Source organism: uncultured Algibacter sp., from assembly GCF_947495925.1.
Classification (GTDB): Bacteria; Bacteroidota; Bacteroidia; order Flavobacteriales; family Flavobacteriaceae; genus Algibacter_E.
In genome coordinates, this window is the sequence record NZ_CANMAU010000014.1 from 1 (window position 1) to 6623 (window position 6623).

A 6623-nucleotide genomic window follows, 5' to 3' on the forward strand; every position below is an offset into this window, starting at 1 on the left:
CCTTCCGTTTTGCTAAGTTTGTTTTACGGCGGAAAATCCTAGCGGATTTTCACGCAACAAACCATAGCCCAACCGTTAGGCACAATTTGACAAACCAATGAAATTAACGATTTTAATATTATTTTTTTCTACCATTTCTGGATTTAGTCAAGAAATTAAATTCAATCTATTTTTGAAAGATTCTTGCTCAAACGAAATTGAAAGAAGTGTTTATTATCATCTTGAAAAAGATGGGACCGAATATAACATTTCAAACTTTAACGGAACAATAATTCTTCTAACTAAAGGAGAGTATAAACTTGTCGCAACCGAAATTGGAGAAGTACATAAAATTGTAATTGACAAACTAATAAATTCAGACACTTTAGTTAAACCGAGAATCGAAGAATATATAAAAAAAACAAATGTTTCCTATAAAAAAGGCACAAGTCGAGAACAACTTAAAAAACTAGGAATAATTCCTAACTATAAGTTTATGAATTGCGAAAAGGTATGTGACGGAATTGAAACTGATTATTACTCAAACGGAACAATTCGACTGAAAGCGGAATTTAAAAGCGGACTTGCAATTGGAGAATTAAAAAGGTATTATCAAAGTGGAAAAATAAAAGAGATTTCTACTTATGACAAAGATGGAATTTTTATAAAAAGGACTCTATTTAACGAAAATGGAGAAATAAAAAAAGAATAAAAACTGTGCCTAACAATGTATAAAAATAATGCTAAATTAGGTACTTAAACAAAGGTTAGTGCAATTTTGTTACGTCTGATTTTCCTTCGGAAAATCCTCGCACACAAAACCGCACTATTCTTATACGTATACGTTGTAGGTAATTTAAGAAAATGACGAAATACAGTTCATCATCAAGCTATTCGACTTATGAAGCGATAATTGCCTCATTAATGATTTTAGGAATTGGAATTGTAATAGCTAGTTCATTAGAAATGATTTGGACAAAAGTGTTCTCTGTTTTTATATCGATAGGAATTATTGTTTTAATTATTCTCTATCAAAGAAAAAAGACATTCGACATTAAGTTTTCGGAAAATGGAATTATAATTGAATACCCCTTTTTAAATAAAACCGATCAAGTTCCTTATACGGACTTAGTGCAAATACAATTTATATCTGCATATCGAGCGCCTAACAGAAATAAGATAAAATTTAAAATAGACGGAAAAATAGAATCCTTGAGGTTTTTAACGGTAGCACAATCCGACCAATATATTGAATTTATAAAATGGTTGAAATCTAAAAATGATAAATTGGAATTAAAGGTATTTCCGTCTGACCACATCATGAATCACAAAATTCAAGAGGTTTACGGATTTAAATACCGAAAAATATTAAAGAAAATACTTTAAAAAACTACCTACAACACCGTATAAAAATAATGCGTAAGTTTATTCCTGAATCAAAAGTTAGTGCTTGTTTGCTTGCATCTGATTTTCCTTCGGAAAATCCTCGCACTCAAACTACGCACTATTCTTATACCAACACGTTGGCAGTAATTAAAAATATCATATGAAAATTTGTATTGCACAAACAAAACCTATTAAAGGAGATATTCAAAAGAATATAGAAAATCATATGAAGTTGATTGTCCTTTCTATTCAAAACGATGCTGATATTATAGTGTTTCCAGAATTATCATTGACAGGTTACGAACCTGAACTAGTTAAAGAATTAGCAACTACTAAAAATGATAAAAGGTTTGATGAATTTCAAAAAATTAGTGATTTAAGTAAAATTATTATTGGATTTGGATTACCTACAAAAAATGAGGAAGGGATTTGTATAAGTATGTTACTTTTTCAACCGAATAAACCTAGAACAACCTATTCAAAAGAATACCTACATCCAGGTGAAGAAAAATATTTTGTTTCTGGAGAAAACTCACCCCCAATTACATTTGAAAATAATAAACTAGCGTTTGCAATATGCTATGAAACATCAATTCCAGAACACTCAGAAAAGGCATTTAAGAATGGAGCTAATATTTATATAGCCAGTGTATTGAACTCAATAAACGGAGTTGACAAGGATATCAATCGAATTTCTGATATTGCCAAAAAATATAAAATGACGGCAGTAATGGCTAATCTTGTTGGTAAATCTGGTGAATATGATTGTGCAGGAAAGAGTTCTGTTTGGAATAATGAAGGTTTATTAATTGGACAACTAGATAATACCAACGAAGGCATTGCAATTTTTGATACTGAAACAAAAGAGTTTTCAAAATACAGCTAGAAAAACTACTGCCAACAAGGTATAAAAAACATAGGGCGTTTGTGCTAAACCGAAAGTTCTGTGCATATTAACAAAGTCCGCCAAATATAAAACTTGGCATTTATAGTAGAAAAGATAAAAGCAAAATATTTATATTTAGCTAAGTAATAAACCGAAACAGAAGTGCTTATCACCTGCCCTACGTTTCTTATACTTAACGTTATGTGCAAGCTGAAGAAACATCGATGAAACTACAAAATACAGCCATTTTAATCATATTACTTTTCATTACAGGTTGCGGAATGAAAAGCAAACAAGGATTAATAAAAAACTATGAAGAAAATAAAACTGGAATTATTGAATTAAAAGATTATTACAATGGACTTGTTCCAAAATATTATCGTGTTAGAATTCGATATAATTCTTCTGATGATATTGATTTAATAGTATATCAGCCAACTGAAAATACTGAAAAACGGGAGTTGTTATTTCGACAATGGAATTTGGATTTAGATGATTATGACCCTGAACCTCAAACCGATTACGAAAAAAAATATCACGGAAATACTAACTCACTCGAAATCGTGATGGAAAAGTTAAATTGGACTAACGAAACGATTGCAGAACTATATAACAAATTGGACGATGTAAATTGTATTGGAATTTCTAACTGGAACCCAACGGAAATTGAATATGGATATAAAGGAATGGGTGTTTTTAGCTATTTAGTTTTTGATGAAAATTCCAATTCTGAATTACAAGAAAAATATTCTGATGGTTGCACTCAAATGTTTTACAAAGACAATATTGTACTTTCTTATGCAAGTGGAGCAATTGGAAGTTTATGTACACCTGAATTTAAACGAGCGAAATAAAGCCAGCACATAACACCGTATATAAAAAATTGCTAGTTTTACACTAAACCAATGTCAGTTGCTTTGTTTGCTAGCTTCTGATTTTCCTTCGGAAAATCCTCGCACGCAAACACGCAACTTTCCATATACCAACCGTTGTAAAACATTTGAAAAAAATTGAAAGTATATTACAAATGTCCAAATTGTAAAGAGGAAAACCAACTCAAAACGAGTGTCGGAACACGAGTGGAATTTGCTATGGAAAATGGCAAGAATAAAAAATATAATTGCGGAAATTGCAATCAGAACAATATTCTTCTAGTGAATAATTTCTATGCCAAAGAATCTAAACTGGTTTCAATAATTTCTGGAATTATATTTTTAGTAGGAACCCTAATTGGACTTTACTTTGTAATGCAAATGGTTTATAAAATGGTAACTGTAATGGGGGTTTTTATAGTTGCTAGCGGATTAATGATTCCTGTATCAGTTTATGGGATTTTGAAAAAAGAAGATAGTAATCGAGTAAGAACTTTTAACCAAACTTACGTAAGTGAATAAAACGTTTTATACCAATGTATAACTATCTTTTCTATTTCTTTTACAGTTATTATGACCGAACAGAAAAATGGAAAGAAGCCAAAGTTCCATTTTTGTCTTCAGTTTTAGTAATATCTGTTTTGTTAATGTTTAACTTTTTATTCATTCGCGATTTTATCACATACCACTTAAACGGATATAAATATCAGTATTTTGAATATGAAAACCTTATTGTTCCGACCATCTTTATTGGACTTAATTACTGGTACTTCAAAAAAAATGACCGGTTCAAAAAAATATTAAACGACCATAAAAATATTACGAATAAGAAAAATCAAAAATTCTATTTAGCTTGGACATATATGATTTTGTCTGTAGTTCTTGTAATTTTAATGGGGTATTCAGTAAGAAATAATATAAGATGGATATAAAAACGTTTTACAACACCGTGTATAATTAATGGCTAGTTCGAGCTTGCTTACGAAAATCCTCGCGGATTTTCTATTCGGTTTGTATTTGCTAAATTAGTTGCTTAAACACGCCACAAATCATACACAAAACCGTTGTAAAACATTTACGAAACACAATCTGAATGGAAATAATCAATCAATCTGACATAAAAAAATATTATAAAATTTTCGCATATATAAATCTGATTTTCAGTATTCTTCTTGTGATTTTTTTGCGCGACATTGACTTAAAAGAACGGATTTTTGCTCTAATAGCAATTAATGTCGGATATCATATGCTCTATTTATTTTTTTCAAGCCTATCAAAGGATTCTACTCGAATGAATAATAATTTCAATAAAATTATTGGAACTGGAATGCTAAAACTTTTTTCAATATTTGGAATCGTATGCTCATTCACAATAATTTATATTTTCATTTCAAACGCAATTTCAGAAAAAGAATATATTGGACTTTTTGGAATTTGTATTGCTATTGGACTTTTCCTCGGAGCTTACAAATTATGGACTGACTTGAACAATGAATAATAAAAAACGTTTTACAACATTGTATAAAAATAATGCTTAAGTTTATTCCTAAATCAAAAGTTAGTGCTTGTTTGCTTGCATCCGATTTTCCTTCGGAAAATCCTCGCACACAAACTACGCACTATTCTTATACGTAACCGTTGTAACCAATTTGAGAAACTGAATGGCAATTAATCAATTTGTAACATACATACTACCAAAAAAGGCGATTGAATTGAAATTCGGAGAGATACCAAATCAATTGGAAATCAAACATTCTGAATGGGAAAAGTTCTGGGAAAAATATACTGAGTCTGATAACGAAGATTTAGAGCCTGAATTTGAAGATGCGAGAACTATAAGTTGGTGGAAAGAAATAGAAATTAACATAACGCAATTAGAAAAACAAATTGACAAAATAATTACTCGTGCAAGTTGGACTGACGACACAATATGGAAAAGTGAAAAAGCGGAATTTGACCACGATGTTAGTATTGGACTAAATAAAACAAACGAATTTATTGATGAATTTATGTTTCGGACTGACTTAACAGACACTACTCTGAATTTCCTCAATTCAATGCTTGATATCTGTCAAGAAAATAATTGGATTTTAATGGACAGGAATGGAAATTTATGCAAACCGAATATTTCGGATTTAGCTCAATTAATCAAAGGTTCAGATGCTGACCGATTTTTAAGAAATCCACGTAAATTCTTTGACGAACTGAATAATGAAAAATAAAAACTGGTTACAACATTGTATAAAAATAATGCGTAAGTTTATTCCTAAACCAAAAGTTAGTGCTTGTTTGCTTGCATCCGATTTTCCTTCGGAAAATCCTCGCACTCAAACTACGCACTATTCTTATACGTAACCGTTGTAAAACATTAAAAAGATGAACGCAGTAATAGGTAGTATAATTGAGAATTTAAGGTCAATTAAAATTATATATGAGCCTACTGTACAAATATTTAAAGGGGATAGAACTAATACTGGAGATGCCAAGGAATTTACGGTCAATGATTTTATCCAAAGTTATTTAACAAATGATTATCGAGTAAAGAAAGGTAAAATCTACTCATTAGATAGCGAAAGTGCAAATATTGATTGTGTTGTCTTAGCTCCTAATCATCCTAATTTAATTACTCCAATACGAGAAGTTATATTAGCAGAAGGAGTCTATTGTGCAATAGAGGTAAAACCTGATATTTCGTCTCTCTCTAAAACATCTGAGTTTACAAGGAGTTTAAAACAAATTAAATCTATTAAAGATTTAAAAAGAAAAGTAGACAGACTAAATTTAAAAATTTTAGGACACCAGAAAAGACCTGATTATTTCGATAAAATCCCCGCTGTTTTATTTTCAAAAAAATCCGCTGATTTCGACAAAATAATTAGGCATTTCAAAGAAAAATTCGCAAATGGTGAAATAGACAAAGAGGAAATTCCTGATATAATTTTTTCTATTGAAAAAGGCGTTCTTTTTTATTGCCCTTATTTCAAGGATTCTGGATACTATAATATGCTTAGTGAACCTCAAAAACTTCTATTTGATGGGGCTGTATTTATGAAAGTCTCGTCACAAGAAAATGAAGAGCATATTAATCTACTCATATTTTTGATGATGTTTTTGAATTTAGAAAAACCACACCTAACGATGTCTGATTTTTTTATCAAACAATATTTTAAAAATCATAGCGTGAAAACTGAATATAAATATAGAACACTTGAGGATGAGAAAGAAAAATTAGAAAAAAATCCAGACTTAGTAAAAAAATTAGCTAAATTAATGAAAGTAGAAGAAAAATAAAACGTTTTACAACACCGTATATAAAAAATTGCTAGTTATAGCTTAACCAAAGTTTGTTGCTTTGTTTGCTAGCTTCTGATTTTCCTTCGGAAAATCCTTGCACACAAACCCGCAACTTTCCATATACAAACACGTTGGCAAACATTTAAGAAAAACCAAAATCCGAATTGAAAAAAAGATATTTAATAATAATTTCGATTTTACTAATT

Annotated in this window: 9 protein-coding genes; all 9 read left to right on the forward strand. The window is 30.1% G+C overall.

Annotated features, from left to right (window positions below; translation table 11 throughout):
- Nucleotides 1-97: 97 nt before the first annotated feature.
- The 9 genes from Q0857_RS16585 (at nt 98) to Q0857_RS16625 (ending at nt 6414) form a co-directional block, all read left to right on the forward strand.
- Complete coding sequence (locus Q0857_RS16585; RefSeq protein ID WP_298537957.1) at nt 98-691, forward strand: hypothetical protein; 594 nt, start codon at nt 98-100, stop codon at nt 689-691.
- A 152-nt stretch (nt 692-843) separates the two neighbouring features.
- The gene (locus Q0857_RS16590) at nt 844-1365 is read left to right on the forward strand and encodes a hypothetical protein (RefSeq protein WP_298537959.1); all 522 of its coding nucleotides are present in this window, start codon (nt 844-846) and stop codon (nt 1363-1365) included.
- A 160-nt stretch (nt 1366-1525) separates the two neighbouring features.
- The gene (locus Q0857_RS16595) at nt 1526-2251 is read left to right on the forward strand and encodes a carbon-nitrogen hydrolase family protein (RefSeq protein ID WP_298537960.1); all 726 of its coding nucleotides are present in this window, start codon (nt 1526-1528) and stop codon (nt 2249-2251) included.
- Between the two features lie 224 nt (nt 2252-2475).
- Nucleotides 2476-3105 carry a hypothetical protein gene (locus tag Q0857_RS16600; protein WP_298537962.1) on the forward strand — a complete coding sequence of 210 codons (630 nt, stop codon included), beginning with the start codon at nt 2476-2478 and terminating at the stop codon, nt 3103-3105.
- Nucleotides 3106-3261: 156 nt separating this feature from the next.
- The gene (locus Q0857_RS16605) at nt 3262-3645 is read left to right on the forward strand and encodes a hypothetical protein (protein ID WP_298537964.1); all 384 of its coding nucleotides are present in this window, start codon (nt 3262-3264) and stop codon (nt 3643-3645) included.
- A gap of 14 nt (nt 3646-3659) precedes the next feature.
- The gene (locus tag Q0857_RS16610; RefSeq protein ID WP_298537966.1) at nt 3660-4055 is read left to right on the forward strand and encodes a hypothetical protein; all 396 of its coding nucleotides are present in this window, start codon (nt 3660-3662) and stop codon (nt 4053-4055) included.
- A gap of 161 nt (nt 4056-4216) precedes the next feature.
- Nucleotides 4217-4621, forward strand: coding sequence for a hypothetical protein (locus Q0857_RS16615; protein ID WP_298537968.1), 405 nt, complete (start codon nt 4217-4219; stop codon nt 4619-4621).
- 163 nt (nt 4622-4784) lie between these two features.
- A complete protein-coding gene (locus Q0857_RS16620) occupies nt 4785-5345 on the forward strand; it encodes a hypothetical protein (protein ID WP_298537970.1) in 561 nt (186 codons plus the stop codon).
- Nucleotides 5346-5499: 154 nt separating this feature from the next.
- Nucleotides 5500-6414: a DUF6602 domain-containing protein gene (locus Q0857_RS16625; protein ID WP_298537972.1), complete on the forward strand. Its 915-nt coding sequence runs from the start codon at nt 5500-5502 to the stop codon at nt 6412-6414.
- Nucleotides 6415-6623: the final 209 nt, after the last annotated feature.